Source organism: Arcobacter rhizosphaerae (genome assembly GCF_049472155.1).
Classification (GTDB): domain Bacteria; phylum Campylobacterota; class Campylobacteria; order Campylobacterales; family Arcobacteraceae; genus Arcobacter_B.
In genome coordinates, this window is sequence record NZ_JBMOVW010000004.1 from 203,963 (window position 1) to 220,296 (window position 16,334).

General features: G+C 27.5%; 17 protein-coding genes. 3 read left to right on the forward strand and 14 right to left on the reverse strand.

What is annotated here, in order from left to right; translation table 11 throughout:
- Window positions 1-21: 21 nt before the first annotated feature.
- The 13 genes from ACH5BH_RS08475 to ACH5BH_RS08535 all read right to left on the reverse strand — a co-directional run bounded on the left by ACH5BH_RS08475 (window position 22) and on the right by ACH5BH_RS08535 (window position 13,355).
- The gene (locus tag ACH5BH_RS08475) at window positions 22-2,055 is read right to left on the reverse strand and encodes a tetratricopeptide repeat protein (RefSeq protein WP_423298063.1); all 2,034 of its coding nucleotides are present in this window, start codon (window positions 2,053-2,055) and stop codon (window positions 22-24) included.
- Entirely contained in the window at window positions 2,030-2,359 is a 330-nt protein-coding gene (locus ACH5BH_RS08480) for a hypothetical protein (RefSeq protein ID WP_404305649.1), read from the reverse strand. Before ACH5BH_RS08480 ends, ACH5BH_RS08475 begins: the two co-directional genes overlap by 26 nt.
- A 46-nt stretch (window positions 2,360-2,405) precedes the next feature.
- On the reverse strand, window positions 2,406-4,637 hold the full coding sequence (locus ACH5BH_RS08485) for a flagellar hook-basal body complex protein (protein WP_423298064.1): 2,232 nt from the start codon (window positions 4,635-4,637) through the stop codon (window positions 2,406-2,408).
- A gap of 85 nt (window positions 4,638-4,722) precedes the next feature.
- Entirely contained in the window at window positions 4,723-6,183 is a 1,461-nt protein-coding gene (locus ACH5BH_RS08490; protein WP_404305653.1) for a flagellar hook-basal body complex protein, read from the reverse strand.
- A gap of 8 nt (window positions 6,184-6,191) precedes the next feature.
- Window positions 6,192-6,950, reverse strand: coding sequence for a flagellar hook assembly protein FlgD (locus ACH5BH_RS08495; protein WP_423298065.1), 759 nt, complete (start codon window positions 6,948-6,950; stop codon window positions 6,192-6,194).
- A gap of 11 nt (window positions 6,951-6,961) precedes the next feature.
- Window positions 6,962-7,249 (reverse strand): FliM/FliN family flagellar motor switch protein, encoded by a 288-nt coding sequence (locus ACH5BH_RS08500; protein WP_404305657.1) that lies wholly within the window; start codon window positions 7,247-7,249, stop codon window positions 6,962-6,964.
- An 80-nt stretch (window positions 7,250-7,329) separates the two neighbouring features.
- Window positions 7,330-7,995, reverse strand: a complete 666-nt coding sequence (locus tag ACH5BH_RS08505) for a FliH/SctL family protein (protein WP_404305659.1) — start codon at window positions 7,993-7,995, stop codon at window positions 7,330-7,332.
- The gene (gene fliG / locus ACH5BH_RS08510; RefSeq protein ID WP_404305661.1) at window positions 7,995-9,008 is read right to left on the reverse strand and encodes a flagellar motor switch protein FliG; all 1,014 of its coding nucleotides are present in this window, start codon (window positions 9,006-9,008) and stop codon (window positions 7,995-7,997) included. Before fliG ends, ACH5BH_RS08505 begins: the two co-directional genes overlap by 1 nt.
- On the reverse strand, window positions 9,008-10,741 hold the full coding sequence (gene fliF, locus ACH5BH_RS08515) for a flagellar basal-body MS-ring/collar protein FliF (protein WP_423298066.1): 1,734 nt from the start codon (window positions 10,739-10,741) through the stop codon (window positions 9,008-9,010). The genes fliG and fliF overlap by 1 nt, the downstream gene beginning before the upstream one ends.
- Window positions 10,742-10,757: 16 nt before the next feature.
- The gene (gene flgB / locus ACH5BH_RS08520; RefSeq protein WP_404305665.1) at window positions 10,758-11,165 is read right to left on the reverse strand and encodes a flagellar basal body rod protein FlgB; all 408 of its coding nucleotides are present in this window, start codon (window positions 11,163-11,165) and stop codon (window positions 10,758-10,760) included.
- Window positions 11,165-11,884, reverse strand: coding sequence for a flagellar hook-basal body protein (locus tag ACH5BH_RS08525; protein WP_404305667.1), 720 nt, complete (start codon window positions 11,882-11,884; stop codon window positions 11,165-11,167). The genes flgB and ACH5BH_RS08525 overlap by 1 nt, the downstream gene beginning before the upstream one ends.
- 9 nt (window positions 11,885-11,893) lie before the next feature.
- The gene (locus ACH5BH_RS08530) at window positions 11,894-12,967 is read right to left on the reverse strand and encodes a hypothetical protein (protein ID WP_423298067.1); all 1,074 of its coding nucleotides are present in this window, start codon (window positions 12,965-12,967) and stop codon (window positions 11,894-11,896) included.
- 16 nt (window positions 12,968-12,983) lie between these two features.
- Complete coding sequence (locus ACH5BH_RS08535; RefSeq protein WP_404305671.1) at window positions 12,984-13,355, reverse strand: response regulator; 372 nt, start codon at window positions 13,353-13,355, stop codon at window positions 12,984-12,986.
- A 165-nt stretch (window positions 13,356-13,520) separates the two neighbouring features.
- On the opposite strand from ACH5BH_RS08535, the gene flgG reads away from it, so the two are divergent.
- The 3 genes from flgG to ACH5BH_RS08550 are packed head-to-tail and all read left to right on the forward strand — an operon-like array spanning window position 13,521 to window position 15,787.
- On the forward strand, window positions 13,521-14,309 hold the full coding sequence (gene flgG / locus ACH5BH_RS08540; RefSeq protein ID WP_404305673.1) for a flagellar basal-body rod protein FlgG: 789 nt from the start codon (window positions 13,521-13,523) through the stop codon (window positions 14,307-14,309).
- Between the two features lie 15 nt (window positions 14,310-14,324).
- Window positions 14,325-14,738, forward strand: coding sequence for a hypothetical protein (locus ACH5BH_RS08545; protein ID WP_404305675.1), 414 nt, complete (start codon window positions 14,325-14,327; stop codon window positions 14,736-14,738).
- The gene (locus tag ACH5BH_RS08550) at window positions 14,738-15,787 is read left to right on the forward strand and encodes a coiled-coil domain-containing protein (protein WP_404305677.1); all 1,050 of its coding nucleotides are present in this window, start codon (window positions 14,738-14,740) and stop codon (window positions 15,785-15,787) included. The genes ACH5BH_RS08545 and ACH5BH_RS08550 overlap by 1 nt, the downstream gene beginning before the upstream one ends.
- 11 nt (window positions 15,788-15,798) lie before the next feature.
- Here the strand turns inward: ACH5BH_RS08550 and rimM are convergent, their stop codons facing one another.
- The gene (rimM, locus tag ACH5BH_RS08555) at window positions 15,799-16,329 is read right to left on the reverse strand and encodes a ribosome maturation factor RimM (protein WP_404305679.1); all 531 of its coding nucleotides are present in this window, start codon (window positions 16,327-16,329) and stop codon (window positions 15,799-15,801) included.
- Between the last annotated feature and the right edge of the window lie 5 nt (window positions 16,330-16,334).

The following is a 16,334-nucleotide window of genomic DNA, read 5'->3' on the forward strand; positions in this document are numbered from 1 at the left end:
ATAAAAAGTTTTAGGTAAAAATTATAAAGATTCCAAATATTCATCAAAACCTATAAGTTTAAAGTCAATCAAAGCATCTTTATAAGCTTGTGTAATATATTGCTTTGCACTTGATATTTTCAACTCTTGAATTAACTGTACAGCAGTTAAAAAATCAGCATCTTTATCATTTAATATTGCCTTTATCAAAGAGATTTGTATTGAAGCATCATTGTATCTGCCAGCTTCAAGTAGTGCTGCTACTAATAGATACATAGTATATTTATCTTCTAACTTGTACTCTTTTTGTAAATATTCTATAGTTTTTATTGTTTCATCTGGTCTACCTAAATGTAAATCACTTAAAGCTTTTGTTCTTAAATAAGAAGGAGAATTTTTTCCTACTATCGTTAAGTCAGCTTTTTTCATTAAACCAATAGCTTTTAAAACATCAATATAATATTTTGTAATAATTAAAGGACCTTCAAGAAAATTATTATTTAAAGATAAAGGTACACTATCTTGAAGTCTTGAGAAATAAGAATAATTACTTTCATTTTTTTCTCTTTGAACTAATCTCATAAGATATGTTAAAGGATCTTTAAAATACTTAGATAATAAAGGATGATTATTTAAGGGTTCATTGTTGTTTAACTTTTCTAAATAATCTAAAGCTTTATAAAAAATAGTACTCTTATAAGATAATGGTTTTATTTCAAGTTTATATTCAGGATTAAAAAATAGTGTATATATTTTTTTCCCAAAATAATTGTAAATACCATCTTTTGACCTAATTATTGCATTTATATACTCTTCATCAGCAAGTTTTTTACCTAATTTATTAGCAGTTAAAAGAGTCATAACTGCATATAATTTATTTCCAGGATTAAGCTTAAATGCTTTTATAAAATATTTATGCGCATTAAAATAATCTTGTATATGAGTATAAGATAAAGCAAGATTATAATAAATATAAGATTTTGTGTCAGTAGACAAAAGCTTTTTTAATTTTACAACTCTTATAATAGGGTCTTCTTTTATTATATCAAGAAACTTATTATTGTATTCAACCATTTCTTCTAAACTATTTAAATTTCCCTCAGAGTTAAAAATAAAACCTTTTGAACTATCATAAATTATTTCTTCTGAATCTGAAAAAATAAAAGGAGCAAAATAAAAAAGGAAATTGTATTTTCTATTATCATCAAATTTTGAAACAAAATCTAAATAATCTTTTGATGAATACTTATTCTCATTAAAAAATATTTCTAAAGGTAAATCTTGATTAGCTTTAAATAAACTTTTCTTTTCTTGGATTAAATCTAAATTTTCTCTTAGTCTTTCAATATTATTTGATTTTAAATCTACAAAAACTCTAAACCATAAAATTTGATTTAATCTTGAAGGATTCAAGGTATTATTTTGTGATTTTTCTAATAAAATATTAGCCTTTTCATAATCTTTTAATTTTATATAAAGAAGTGCTTTTTTTAAATCCATTGCATAGTTCATTGAATTTAAAATTTTTAATGCACTTTTATACTCTTTTAGAATTATATAAGTATCTGCTAACATTCTTTTAGAATGTTCTGTTAAATTTTTATATTTTCTTGAAATTTTTACAATAGTATCTAAATACTTATTATCTTTAGAAATTTGATATAAATAATAACAAGCAGACATATAAGAATAAGTATCACTAAGAGCTACTGCCTTATTTTTATAAATATCATTTAAGTAAACAATAGCTTTATCTATAGCACCCAACTTATAATATGCAATACCAATATTTAAATTTGAAGGTACTTTTATAATTAAGGCTGTTTTTTTTAAAATATCAATGGCTTTTTTATATTTACCTTTTCCTAAAAATAAAACAGCTTTATTAAATTCAACTTGTAAAGCTAAATTATCTTGTGTTTTTTTTAATTTATCATATTGAAATAATATTTCTGGTTGAGATTCAATTAATTCATTTTTAGCATATAAAGTACAATTTAAAAATAAAAATATTAATAATATTTTATATACTAAAGTATCTAATTCGATATTAAACCATTGTATTAACTTGTGCATATAACTCTTCATTTCTTTTTTCTAACTCATCAACTCTATGTTTTAAATTCATATTTTCCAATCTTGCTTCTTGTAAATCATCTCTAGCAACTTGAAGGTTGTCATGGCTATTTGCTAATGTATTAGAACTTATCTTTGCTTGTTTTTCATATCTGTCTACAATTTTTTGTAATTTTTTAATTTCTTCTTCTAATAAATTTTTCTCTTCATTAACTTTTTTATATAAAGATTTATATACATTTGCACTTGAAAAGAAATATAATAATAATATTCCAATAATTGTGATTAATAAAAAATTTTCCAAAACAATCCTATTAAAATAAAGTAGTAAAGAATACTACTTTATTTATTTATCTTTTTAAGTTAATTAATGTATTTAATAATTGATCTGAAGTCGTAATTGACTTAGCATTTGCTTCAAAAGCTCTTTGGAATACCATAAGATTTACTAAGCTTTCACTTAAATCAGCTGTACTTAACTCTAATGTTTTTCCTTCAACTTTTGCAGTTTTATCATTGTTTAAGTTATAAATAGGCTCACCTGATTCATTTGTTTTTGCAAGTAAGTTATCCCCTGATGGATTTAATCCTCTATTATTATTAAATAAAGCAATTGCTACTTGACCAATAGCATAATCAGCTCCATCTTGTTTCATCATAATAAGACCTGTACTATCTACAGAAAAGTCTCCAAAGGCAGAATCTGAAATACCTAAAGTATCAAGTCTTAATTGCAGTGAACCTTTTGTAGCAGTTTGATCAACTTTATTTATAAGTTGTATAAACTCAGCTCCTGCACCTTCTCTTCCACTATAATCACTATTTTTATCAAGTGGTGTATAAACAGCTGTTAAGTTAGCAGCTCCATTATCTACAGTATGATCATCTGCAATTTTCATAGATCCTGTAAATTCAACATCATAATTTTCATCTAATGTTTCAAGTACTAAGTTTCCATTTACATTTTTAGCAACTATATAATCAGGTAAGTTATTTGTAACTGTAGAGGTATTACCATTATCAGAAGTAAAAGTTGTTCTTGATGAATCATTAATTGCAGCAACTATATCATCTATAGAAGTTGCACCATTAATATGAATATTTAAAGCACTTGGAGGAGTTGCACCATCATTAGGAATTGGTATATTTTGACCTAACTCTTTATCATAGATTGTAATACCATAAGTAAAGTCTTTAGTAACACTACCATCTTTTGCTAAAGATAAATCAGTTGTAGTATAAACATCTCTTTGCTTACCTGTAACTAATTTAGCTAAGGCATCTTTTGATGAATTTAATGCTCCAATACCCTCACCTTTTTGTGATGCTATTGTTGTCAGATAATTCCCCTGTACTGTTGTATCTCCTGAACGTTCACCTACTTCTGATATTGTAAACTCTTGTCCTGGAATTAATGACTTAATTTGTATTATACCTTTTGACATTTGATATAAATCATGTGAATTTGGAGTTAATGTATCATTTAATTCTAATACATCATTATTTGTTCCTCCTCCTTCATCTGACATATACGCTACTACTCCTGGTACTCTCTCTGATATCTCATTTGCTAGTCCCTTATATGTCTCTATTCTACTTGCTATTACATTAAATGTATCTCTTTGCTCACTTGTTAATGTCCCAATATTTGCATCTGATGGTGGATTTGAAAATGTTCCTGATGTTGGTAGTCCAAAATCTGTTAAATATGCATCTCCAAAAGGTGCATTTGCTGCTGCATCTACATAAAAATCTTTTATCCATTGATCAGTTGCAGTTGTTGATATATAGTTTTGAGAATATTTTGTTCCATTTATAAATGCATATATTTGTTGACCTTCACTTCTTATTAAAGAGTCTGCTTTTGTTGTTTTAAAGTTTATATTTGATATTTGTGCTGTTGATGTTGCTGATGCGCCATCTGGTTCTTCTGATAATCTTTGTAACCATGTTGCATAATCTTTTATTGCTTCTTCAATATCTGATACTTTTGAAGATTTACTTTTTAATCCTGCTCCATCAAATATTGTCTCAGAATCACCCTTTGCTGTTTTTGTATAATCTGTAGCTTTTGCTGTAATTGTCTCTACATACGTACTATGTTTTATAATTTTTGATGATAGTAATTTTGTATAATCATTTGTAAATACATTTACATTTGGGTTTGTGCTTGTTACATCTTTTGCTGTATCTATTGCTGTCATCATCCAACCTTGCACTTCATTACCTGCTGAATCTTGTAGGGTTCCATTATCACCCATTCTAAAGTTTCCTGCTCTTGTATAGAAGTTCTCTGTTGAACCTGTTGCTCTTGTATTTGATACTGTGAAAAATCCTTCTCCACTTAAGGCCATATCATAATTAACTCCTGTTAATTTTAGGTTACCTTGTGTGTATAGTTTTTCTGCATCTAAAATTTTAGACCCTTTACCTATTCTATCTTGGTACATCTGGTCTGCAAATGATATTCTTGATGACTTAAATCCGATTGTGTTTACATTTGAGATATTATTTGATTCATTATCTAATGCTTGTTGTTGTGACGATAATCCTGAGATCCCTGTCCATAGTGCGCCAATCATGATTTATCCTTTTTATATAAAAATGGTGAACAAAATGTTCACATATTAACATTAAAGAAATGCTAATATGAAAACACTACAGCTATTATTTTCTAAGATTAATAGCTGTTTTTAATAACTCATCAGATGTAGTTATTGATTTTGAATTTGCTTCAAATGCTTTTTGGTATGTCAATAAATTTGTTAAAGTATCAGCATTATTTGTATTACTAACCTCTAAAGAATCAGAGTGTAAAGTATTTACTTTTCCTGCATATTGTGCCTCACCAGCTTCATTTGTACTTTTATAAAGATTATTACCTTGTGCATCTAAGCCCTGATCATTTCTAAAAAATGCTGTTTGTACCTTACCAACTACAAATTTATTATCTCCATCAGCAAGATAAATAATACCTTCATCAACACTAATACCACCAAATGTATATTCTGATAAGTTTAGATTTGCTAACTTCATCTGAATATCATTTACTTGAAGGTTTCCTTGATTTTCTAAATTAATAGTATTTGTAATTTCTATAAACTCTGAACCAGCAGCTTCAACTGCTGCTTGTAAAGCATCTCTTGCACTAACTACAATTCCATATCCTGTACCTAAACTTTGATTTTGTACTTGATTAATTGAAGCTGCTTTATCGTTTACAGTTCCATCATAAATAGCTATTTCTTTTGCAGGAATCATAGATTCAACTGTAACTTTTCCTAATGTTGTATCAACTGTACCTTTCATACCTTGAATAGCAGAAATTTTATCTGCAAAAAGTCGCATTGTATTATCTACATTTGTATCAAATTGTTGTCTAACCTCTTGATTATTGATTGTAACTTTTATAAAATCGTTTTGATCTTGTAATTCAGATAGATAACTACTGAAATCTAAGCTAGTAATTTGATTTGAAGATGGAGTAGCTTCTTGAGTTGATACAGACCTATAAAGATCTAATTTATCTTTATAATCAGTAATCAAGGCTTCAATATCAACTACTTTTGAACTTGCTGTTTTAAAGCCTTCCCCATTAATTCCCGTAGTTTGAGCTGTTTTTGAATAATCCCCTATTCTTGCATTAATTGTTTGAATAAAATTCTCATTTGCAATTGATTCACTTGCTACGAAACCAGAATGTATTTTACTTAATTGAACTAGATCTGGATTAGTAGTAATAACTTGTGGAACTTGAGGAGTTAAACCTTGTACTTTTAAACCATCAGGTGTTTGTAAAAATCCATCAGAACCTAATTGAAAATTTCCAGCTCTAGTATAATATGTTTCATTGTTTTGGGGGTCATTTACAATAAAATACCCTTTACCTTCAATACCAATATCTAAACTATGTCCAGTTGGTTTAATATTACCTTGTTGAAATCTTTTAAATACTTGTTCAATCTGAGCACCTTTTCCTATACCATCTTTGTACATTAAATCCTCAAATCTTACATCATTAGCCTTATAACCAACAGTGTTAGTATTTGCAGAGTTATTAGATTCTGCACTTAATGCTCTTTCATAAGTATTTAAACCTGAATATCCATTCCAAAGTCCGCCAATCATAATTTATCCTAGTATACTTTTACAATTTCTTCATATTGTATATTTGTTTGGTTAGAAGAATATATTTCTTCGGTATTAATAAACTCATATCGTAGAATATCTTCGTCTTCAACTTTGTAAGTAGGTGAAATAGTTTTACCATCTTTATCTACAAGTTGAATATCACCTGAAGCATTCGTTTCAAAACGTCCATCCTCTGTCAATTTTATATAATACTCTGTTAAGTTACCTTCTTCATCTTTAATTTGACCTGTTTTAAAATCATACTTAACTACTTTATTAGTTTTATAGTCAATGGCTACATCTTTAAAACCTACTAGCTCATGACTTTCAAATTTAGTAACTCCATTATCTAACTGAACTGTAGCAATTTTGTATGAAGATTTTACTTTTTCAGTAACAACATCACCATTTTTATCTCTTTTTACACTACCATCTTCCAAAATAACAGGCTTATCAACAATTGCATCAACTTTTTTACCCATAAAAGTAACAGCATTTGTTAAAGTCATATTAGATAAAGAAGCTTTTAAACTCTCCATTGATTTAGCTAACTCTTGGTTAGTACTAATTGTAGACATTTGCATTTGAGAAGCTAGCATTTGTTTTGAATCTGTAGGTTTTGTAGGATCTTGTAGCTTTAATTCTTGAATCATTAACTTTAGAAAATCTTCATTCGTTAATTCATCATTTGTAATTGCTTTAGTATACTGACTTCCACCTATTCCTGTACCTGTTTTAATTTCATCATTACTATTAACAGTCATTATTTTAACTCCTATACTAAATTTTCATCAAAGAAATATCTAACAACATTGTCAGAATCCATTGCATCTTGTACTCTTACAGCTAATTTATCATCAATTACAATAATATCACCCGTACCAATAATTCTTTGATTTACATATATATCTCCACCAGCACCAGCTGGCTTATCTAATGAAATTATATCTCCATCACTCAATTTTAAAAATTCTGCTATAGTAATGTCAGAATTTCCAAGCATTACATCAACAGTAATTTCTGTATCAACTAATATATCATAATCTCTTTCACTTATTTCCATAACCAAACTTTTATAAAAAATATCATTCTAAACTATTATAACATAAACTTTTAAGAAATTAAATAGTAGTTTAGTTTTAATTAAATTACAGTATCAAGTGTTTCTAGCATTGAAGCAACTTTTGCTTCAATATTACCATCAAAATTACCTAAATCACTAGCAATTACAACACCACCAGTAGCAACATTTGGATCTTCTCTAAGTTCTATATATGGTTCTAAAGTAAGTTGGTCTTTTAACATTTGATAATCTTTAGGGTTTAGATGTATTTGAACTTTAGAAGCAGTTTTTATTTTATCTAATAAATGAGAAATTGTTTGCTTAGCAATTTTTGCAGAATTTTCACCAACTTCAATACTTATAATTTTTTGTGCGATTGAAATAGATGTTTTTAAAAGTTTAGACTCCATTTGAAAAGTTGCTTGTTCAAAAAAAGCGGCATAATGTTTTAAATCTTTTATAGCTTGTACAACTTGTGCATCAATATCTCTACCTTGAACACCACCGTTTTCAATACTTTCAACTTTTGCTGAAATATGACTAATTTGAGTAGCTAAATTTCTTACTTCACTTAATACAGGGTCTATATAGCCATTTATTTCTTTATTATCTAAAACTGCTTGAGAAGGTATTTGTTCTTCTTGAACTTGATTTGTACTATTTATGAAATTACCTAATTCATACTTTTGTACATCTCCCCCACCATTTAAAACTTTTGCATTTGATCGAACATTATTACTAGCCATTATTCATCCATTTCTCTATCAATGATTCCATCTTCAATCATTTTTTGTGCAACATCAAGCATTTTTCTTTGAGCAGCTTCAATGTCTTTGATTTTAACTTTATTTAACATCTCAAACTCTTCTTTAAATCTGTCTCTTGCTCTTTGAGACATTGCACTTGTAATTTTTTCCATATCTTCATCAGGAGCATTTTTCATAGCGACTGCAACATCAGCAGTATCTACATTTTGTAAAATTTTCATAACGTATTCTGTATCTAAATTTAATAAATCTTCAAATACAAACATATTTTCTTTAATTTTTGTGGCAAGTGAAGTATCAACACCATTGATATTTTTTAAAATATCTTGTGACTTTGGACCTAGTCTATTTAACATATCAGCAACAACTTTAACTCCACCTACATCAACAATAGAAGAAAGTAAAGACTCTAATTTTTTCTCTAATACAACGGATATAGTTCTTACTACATCTGGTGAAACATCTTTTATTGTTGCCATTTGCATAGTTACTTTTACTCTTACTTCTTCTTCAAGTTGCATTAAAACTTCTGCCGATTTTGGGGCATCCATGTGTGAAAGTATTACAGCTATAGTATGGGGAGATTCATCTTTAATAAAATCTGATAATTGTTTTGGATTAATTGCATCAAGGTAAGAAAAAGATTGCGAAGCAAGTTTTAATTTTGAAAGCTTAGCTAAAACTTCATCTGCTTCTCCTTTTCCTAAAGACTTATATAAAATATCTCTAGCAAAATCATAACCACCTGAACTAATAAAACCTTTTGTTCTTGTATATAAATGAAACTCTTCTAATATTGCTAAAGATGTTTCTTTATCAATTGAATTTATTTGAGTAATAGAAGTAGAAATATCCTCAACTGTATCCTTAGGTAAATGTTGAAAAATTTTTACAGTTGCTTCTTCTCCAATTAGGACAAAAAATCTAGCAACTTTATCCTTCATTGACATTCCTTTTAGAACTTCATGTAAAGTAGTAATATTTTCTGCCATTATTTTTTACCTTTTAAGTTAGCATCACCTTCTGATAATAGAAGTTCTATCATAGATGCAATTTCTGCTGGATTATTATTAACCTCTTTGTCTAATTCTTCTACTAAAACTTCATATTTAGCAGCTGATTCTTCATCTAAACCTTCTATATTATTTAAGATTTGACTTTTAATTTTGTTTTTCAATCTACCTTTTGCAGATTCTCTATCAAATTGATCTCCATAATCACCTAGCATATCATTAACTAAATCATCATCTTCACCATCTTCTTTTTTCTTTGCTGTACCATCACCTAATATTACAACTTCATGATTTACTATAAATTTCTTATAAAAAATAAATAAAAGTATTGCTGCAATTAAATATTGAATATATTCACTAAACTCTTTTAGTATAGCTTTTATCATTGATAAACTGTCTAAAGAAGAACCTTCACTAACTTGTATAGGGTTTCCATTTTCATCAAGTTGTACACCACCTTCTCCAATGGGTTTAACTCCTATAAATTTAAAGTCTTTTACGGTTACTTTATCACCTCTTTTACTATCATATCCAATAGTATCTTGAACAATAGACTCAATTGAGTTTAAAAATTCATCTTTATTTTCAACGTCTTTTAATACAGTAGAATCAAAAGTAACACCAGCGGTAATTCTATTTATTCTTGAATAATTGTTATCTTTTTGTTTAATTATTTTTTTAGAGATTTCATAATTTGTTACAGTATTTGTTCCTTCACTACTAGCTTGTGAATTTGAATTTCCACCAGTACCACCTGGTACTTGAATATTATTATCAACACCAGCTGTTCCGCCTGCTTGTGATGGCATACCTTGTGAAGATGATACATTCTCAATAACTTGTTGAGATCGAATAGTACCTTCTGGGTCATATATTTCTTCTTCAATATCTTGCATAATAAAATCTAAAGATACAGAAACCTTTGCTACAACTCTTCCAGGTCCTACAAAAGGTTCTAATAATTCAACAATCTTTTTCTCATAATCATCTTCTATTTTCTTTTTATATTTACTTTGTGAATATGATTTTTGTGTTGCCATATCATCTTTAGACTTTTGAAGTAAACTTCCATCTTGATCAATTAATTTAATATTTTCATGTGTTAAATCAGGAACAGCTGATGCTATAAAGTTCTTTATTCCATCTATTTGTTTTTGAGTTAAAAAAACCCCTGGTTTTAGTGAAAGAACTGCAGAAGCAGTTGGAAGGGTCTTTCTTTCTGTAAAAATAGTATCTTTAGGAATTGCTATTTTTACACTTGCTCTTAAGACTCCTGTTAAAGATTCTAAAGACCTTGAAAGTTCTCCTTCTAAAGCTCTTAAATACTTTACTTTGTTTTCAAAATTTGTAGTACCTAAAGAAGATTTTTCAAAAATCTCCCACCCAACATGTTTACTAGTTGAAGCTTCACTAGTTACAAGTTTAATTTTGGCAATATTAATAAACTCTTTTGATGTTTTTAATGTTAAGTTATTACCTGAACCAATTACACTAAAGGCAATTCCTGAAGCTTCAAGTTCATCACTTGCTAACATAACTTGCGATTTAGTTAAATTTGAGGCAATTGTATAATTTAATTTTTTATCTTCTGCTTTTATATTTGAATAAACTAATAGACCAATTAATAGAATAAATAAAAGGGAGAAACCTCCTATTATTACTGCTCTTTGGGCAGCATTCAAATTATTTATAAATTTTAAAAGTTGATCCATATATTACTTATCCTGGTTAATTTTTAGCTGACGATTCTATAACTGATCTAAAAAGTCTTGAATCTTTTTTTATTGCTGACTGCAGGGCATCAAAAATAACTTTATTTTTTGACATTTCACCCATTTGTGTATCTAAATTGACATTATTTCCATCATTTTGTTCTTCAAGACCTTTTACTTGTACTAATCTAGGGTTAGGAACATTTTTATTGTGATTAATATTTGATAAATGTTGTCCATTAGTTTGTGCTAATGATAATCTTGGTTCTTTAACTGTCTTATTTAATTCATCTTCAAAAACTAATTCTTTAGTTTTATAGTTTGGTGTGTTTATATTAGCAATATTACTAGATATTACCTTTTGTCTTTCACCTCTAAAATTTAAATGTGCGAAAAGAGTATTTGTTACGCTACTTGCTTCCATTATCTAGTATTATTTCCTATTTTATCAATTACTTTAGAATTAATTTCATCTATGCTTGAAACTGCTTTTTGTGATTGTTCAAACCTTCTATGTGCATCTATTAATTCAACCATTGCTGTAACAGAATTTACATTTGATTTCTCAATTGCACCTTGCTGAAATAAACCATCAGAATTCTCAAATAAAATCAGATCATTATCATTTTTTAGTTTATATGTATTATCTCCAAGTTTTTGAAGGTTTGAATAAGGAGTTTGAGCAACTCCAATATTATTCTCGAACCCTTCTTCTACTAAGATGGGTTCATTATCAGGATTTAATACATTATTTCCATTTGAATCAACTAAAAAGCCATCAAAATTTTTAAAAGCTCCATCTCTTGTATAAACAATATCTCCATTTTGATTTTGTATTTTAAAAAATGTATCTGGCTGAGTTAACGCAAAATCTAAATTATTACCTGTTGGTGTAATAGGACCCATTTCACCATTTATAAATTTTGAATCAATTTTTGGAATATTATTAGTAACTTCATTAATTTTTGATGGAGTAAAACCTTCATTCTTTGCTCTTTGCATATAATAGTTAAATGTAGTTTCAGTTGTTCCTTCTTGTTTAAAACCATTTGTATTAACATTTGCTAGATTATTACTTATTTGGTCTAATCTATTTATCTGATTAATCATTGATGCTGCAAGAGGGTATGTTCCTTGATTCATTAAATTTCCTTACTTTCCAAATTCTTCAATTAATTTATCTAAATCTTCACCAATAAGTACTTCACCTTCATCTCCATGAATATGTTTAGCTACTGCAATTTCTTGATCTGTATATTCATCTTCAAATAAATTATTTAAGTACAATGATAGTTTTCTAATAACAGACATTACTCTTTCAATTTTTTGCCTATTTATATCATTAAACTGCATTAGTTCCATTGCTTCAAATATTTTCATATCTTCTTCATTCATTATTGATTTCATAGATTCTAAACTTTTATTAACTTCTTCTATTTTTTCAATATTTGATTTAAAAATTTCAATATTTGGGAATTTTGCATGTAAAGACATTAAAAGCTTATTTTGAGAAACTAAAAGCTCATCCATTTCAGAAACTTTTGTTCTAAAAGCATTATTATTATCTAAACTAAGACTTAAGACATCAAATATTTGTGAAACTTTTTCTTCTGAATCATTTGCAACTTGATTAAGTTGACTTACTACTTTTGTATCTTTTTCTGCAGGCAAAGGAATTACTCCTTCATTTATTTTAGTATCAGTCCAATCTTTAACTATTTTGTCTGCATTAATATCTTCTTCAACTACTTTTTCTTTAACTTGTACGGGTTCATTAGTACTTTGTGTTTCTTCTGTAATACCATCTATTTGAGACATAATGTCATCAAAATCATCATTTGAATTTTCTGATAATGAATTATTTTCTAAATCATCAAAAATTTCTGTTTCACCTTCTTGTGAAGAACCTTCTGCTTCCAAATCTTTTAATAACGCATCAATGTCATCATTATCAACTGTATCACTTGTTTCAGTTTCATCAAAAGAAAGCATTTCTTCAACTTTTGGTTCTTCCTCAATATTAGTAGATGATTCTTCTACAGAATCATTTGCTTCTTCTAAAACTGGATTAGGTTCTAACTCTTCTTCGTTTTGTGTTTGAGATATTAACTCATCAATTTCACTTGTATCAACAGTTGTATCAGTTGATTCAGAAGATTCATTTTCATCATCAGAAATATCAAGTCCATTCATTAATGCTTCAATTTCTTCTTGGCTCATACTCATAATAATGCCTTATTATTTATTTTTTTAATACCCCATCAAGCTTCTCTTTTAAGACTTCTGCATTGAATGGCTTTACAATATAATTATTTACTCCAGCTTTTAAAGCTGTAATAACTTCACCTTTCCCACCTTCAGTTGTAATCATGATTATAGGAGTCTTTTGATGAGCACCTTCTGCTCTTACTTTTTTAACTAAATCTAAACCGTTCATATTAGGCATATTCCAGTCAGTTAAAATTACATCGTAATTAGATTCGCTTAAAAGTTTCCAAGCCTTTACACCATCTTCAGCTTCATCAAAATCTTCTTTTGCATAACCTAATTGCATTACAACATTTCCAATAATTCTCCTCATAGTAGAACTATCATCAACGATTAGAATTCTCATCATACTACCCTTTAAATCTTTATTAATATTCAATTATCGATTATTATATATAATTTGTTTTAAATATCCACTTAATCTAAAGTCATAAATAACTATATAAATTTATCTTTTTTTAATTGTTCTTAAAATATAATAATTAGAATCTAAAACTCTAAAGGAAATTCCATGATAAGAGGACTTTATACTGCTGCTACAGGAATGAATTCAATGCAACATCAAATTGATGTTACATCAAACAATATCGCCAATGTTAATTCAACTGGATTTAAACAAGACAGGGCTGAATTTCAAGATCTTATGTACGAAACATTAAACTATACAGCAGGACAAACATCTCAAACTACATTAAATCCAACAGGTATTGATGTTGGTTTAGGTGTTAGAATTTCAGGAGTTCAAAAAAACTTTACAGAAGGTGATTTAAAATTAACTTCAAATCCTTTAGATATTGCAATTGAAGGAAAAGGATTTTTTCAAATTACAATGCCAAATGGAGAAACAGCTTATACAAGAAATGGAACTTTTAAATTAAATTCAGAAGGTACAATAGTAAATGGTAATGGATATCCTTTATCACCTCAAATTGTAGTTCCAGATAATGTAACAAAATTAACAATAGGTAAAGATGGAACAGTAACTGCAACAAATCCACAAACGGAAGAAATAGTTAATTTAGGACAAATTCAAATTGCAGATTTTATAAATCCTGCTGGTTTAGCTCCAATGGGAGAATCTTTATTTAGAGAAACAGAAGCTTCTGGTGCTGTAGTAACAGGAAATCCAACTACAGAACAATTTGGTAATACTAGACAAGGTATGATAGAATTATCAAATGTAAAATTAGTAAATGAAATGGTAGACTTAATTACAGCTCAAAGAGCTTATGAAGCTAACTCAAAAGCAATTACTACTACTGATGGTATGCTTGATACAGTAAATAGGCTAAAAAGATAGGTAAATAATTAAGAAATGGATTTAGATGAATTAAAAAAACTTCGAGAAGAAAAATTTTTAGCTCATAAACGAAAAAAAAGAGAATACTACTTAAAAAATAAAGCAAAAAAGAAAAGAAAAGTCATTGATTATGAAGATGAATTAAATGACTTAAATTTTACAAATAAAATAAAAGAAATAGCTAAAGTACAAAAAGCTCACGTTGATGATAGAAAAGAATTAATTGTTGCTAAAATAAATGAGTATAAAAATAAGAAAAAAGAGTATTACGAAGAAAATAAAGAAAAAAGATTAGAATACGACAAAGAGTATAGAGAAAAGAAAAAAGAAGAGCTAAGAGAGTATAGACGCCAATATTATCAAAAAAACAAAGATAAAATATTAGCAAAACAAAAAGAAAAAAGAAAATATTCAAAAAAGAGTGACTAATGGCAGAAGTAAAAGAAGAAGAATTAGAATTAACACTAGATGAAGATAGTACACAAAATGATTCAGACAAAAATAATGATGATGCTTCAGCTGAAGAGTCAGTTAAAATAGAAAATGAAGCATCTCAAAAAGATGAAAAACCTACTTTTAAAAAGAAAACAGAAAATAATAAAATTAAATTAATTCTTTTTGGAGTTATAGGATTTTTACTTGTAACTTTAGTCATTGGACTAATTCTATATCTAATAGGTTTTTTTGATCCAGAAGAGCCTAAAAAAGAGCCTATAACTCCTAAAAAAGTCCAAACAAAAAATATAGAACCTAAGAATGAATATAAATTTAGTTTAAAAAATGTAAATACTGATAACTTAAATAAAGAACTATCAAAGCTAACAAATAAAAATATTTTAGAAAAGAAAGCCTTAGATAAAATTGATGAACAAAAACAAATTCTTGAAAAAGAGAAAAAAGAGTATAAAGAGAAACTTGCTCTTCAAGAAGAACAGTTGACAAAAGAAAAACAATTATTACAAGCTAAAAAAGAACAGCTTGAAAATCAAAAAAATGAACTTGAGATACTAAAAGAACAAGCAAAATCATTAAAAGAAGAAATGCTTAGAGAAAAAGAAATTTTAGAAGTAAAAAGAGAAAAACTTATTCTTGCACAAATGGAAATAGAGAATACTATAAAACATGAAGAGAACAAAAAAGAACAAGAAAAATCAGAAAAAGATGTAATTAATAATGTTCAAGTAGATACAAAACCCATGAATAATGAAAAACCTAGCCCCTCAGGATTTGTAAACCTTATTAATGTTGCTAAAATAAAAGGTGAGTTATACAAAGACTATTTAGATAAAATTTTGATGATACATAATGATGTATTACTTTGTAGAGATGATTTCAATAATATAGAAATATATTTTGGACCATTTTTTGATAATAATAAAAGAAATGAAATTTATAATAAATTAATAGAAGAAAATTTTTCTAATGCCTATGAAGTTGAACTAACGAAAGAAGAGTTTGATAAAAGATGTAATTATTAGTAAGCTCTTAATTATGAGTTTTCTAATATTACCATTGAATCTTTAACTTCAATAATTTTATTTTCTACATCTACATTTAAAATATATGTATCAAATAAATGAGGAATTAAAAATGTTTTAGGTAAATCTTTGTCTACTAAATCTTTTGATGTTTTAACTTCTAAATAATCACTAGCTGGATATCTATGAAGCTCAATTACTTCACCTAATTCTAAACCATTTTCAATTACTTTACAAGATATTAAATCAAACCAAAAGAACTCATTCTCTTTTAATTTACAGTTTTCTCTTGTTTGTTCAATTGTTGAAAATAGTTCCTGATTAGTAAGTTTTTTTGCAGTATCCACATCTTCATAACCTTCAAATAAAACAAGTTCTCTGTTTGAGTTATATTCTTTAACAGTTAAGTTTATTTTTTTATTTGTTATAAATTGTGAACCTTTTTTAAATTGTTCAGGGAAGTCTGAGTCTATAAAAAGTCTTAATTGACCTTTTAGACCCACAGCTTTACCAAGTTTTGCTACATAAATCTTATCATTCATAGAAA